Origin of the sequence: Corynebacterium sp. Marseille-Q4381 (genome assembly GCF_036881695.1) — a bacterium.
In the GTDB taxonomy this organism is placed as follows: Bacteria; Actinomycetota; Actinomycetes; order Mycobacteriales; family Mycobacteriaceae; genus Corynebacterium.
In genome coordinates this window covers 1-1693 of the sequence record NZ_JBAJNR010000020.1, presented here as the reverse complement: position 1 = coordinate 1693, position 1693 = coordinate 1, and the positions used below count along the sequence as shown (strand labels likewise).

The following is a 1693-nucleotide window of genomic DNA, read 5'->3' as shown; positions in this document are numbered from 1 at the left end:
TATGCACGTGCAGCATGTGTCCACCCGGAAACAATCAACATGGCAGGTACACACTCGGCACCTCAACCACACTCGCCCCACAACCGTGAGGACTTTTTTGAAAAAAAGCTCCTTAGAAAGGAGGTGATCCAGCCGCACCTTCCGGTACGGCTACCTTGTTACGACTTCGTCCCAATCGCCGATCCCACCTTCGACAGCTCCCCAAACAGGCCACTGGCTTCGGGTGTTACCAACTTTCATGACGTGACGGGCGGTGTGTACAAGGCCCGGGAACGTATTCACCGCAGCGTTGCTGATCTGCGATTACTAGCGACTCCGACTTCATGGGGTCGAGTTGCAGACCCCAATCCGAACTACGACCGGCTTTCAGCGATTCGCTCACCCTCACAGGCTCGCTGCGCGTTGTACCGACCATTGTAGCATGTGTGAAGCCCTGGACATAAGGGGCATGATGATTTGACGTCATCCCCACCTTCCTCCGAGTTAACCCCGGCAGTCTCTCATGAGTCCCCAACCAAATGCTGGCAACATAAGACAAGGGTTGCGCTCGTTGCGGGACTTAACCCAACATCTCACGACACGAGCTGACGACAACCATGCACCACCTGTACACCAGCCACAAGGGAAACTACATCTCTGCAGCGATCCGGTGTATGTCAAGCCCAGGTAAGGTTCTTCGCGTTGCATCGAATTAATCCACATGCTCCGCCGCTTGTGCGGGCCCCCGTCAATTCCTTTGAGTTTTAGCCTTGCGGCCGTACTCCCCAGGCGGGGCGCTTAATGCGTTAGCTACGGCACGAACCCCGTGGAAGGGACTCACACCTAGCGCCCACCGTTTACGGCATGGACTACCAGGGTATCTAATCCTGTTCGCTCCCCATGCTTTCGCTCCTCAGCGTCAGTAACTGCCCAGAGACCTGCCTTCGCCATCGGTGTTCCTCCTGATATCTGCGCATTTCACCGCTACACCAGGAATTCCAGTCTCCCCTACAGCACTCAAGTTATGCCCGTATCGCCTGCAGTCCCACAGTTAAGCCATGGGCTTACACAAACGACGCGACAAACCACCTACGAGCTCTTTACGCCCAGTAATTCCGGACAACGCTCGCACCCTACGTATTACCGCGGCTGCTGGCACGTAGTTAGCCGGTGCTTCTTCTCCAAATACCGTCAAAATTCGTCTTTGGCGAAAGGAGTTTACAACCCGAAGGCCGTCATCCCCCACGCGGCGTCGCTGCATCAGGCTTCCGCCCATTGTGCAATATTCCCCACTGCTGCCTCCCGTAGGAGTCTGGGCCGTATCTCAGTCCCAATGTGGCCGTACACCCTCTCAGGCCGGCTACCCGTCGACGCCTTGGTAGGCCATTACCCCACCAACAAGCTGATAGGCCGCGAGCTCATCCCACACCGAAAAAACTTTCCACCACAACAACAACGAAGTGGTCCTATCCGGTATTAGACCCAGTTTCCCAAGCTTATCCCGAAGTGCAGGGCAGATCACCCACGTGTTACTCACCCGTTCGCCACTCGAGTACCAGTGCAAGCACTGGCCTTTCCGTTCGACTTGCATGTGTTAAGCACGCCGCCAGCGTTCATCCTGAGCCAGGATCAAACTCTCCACAAAAACATTTCAGTAAAAGAAACCGAGCCGTGAAAAGCCCAAACCCAACCAAAACAAAACCACCCAACAAAA

General features: G+C 55.2%; 1 rRNA gene. It reads right to left on the bottom strand.

What is annotated here, in order from left to right:
• Positions 1-116 precede the first annotated feature (116 nt).
• Positions 117-1624 (bottom strand): 16S ribosomal RNA (locus V6D40_RS10845).
• Positions 1625-1693: the final 69 nt, after the last annotated feature.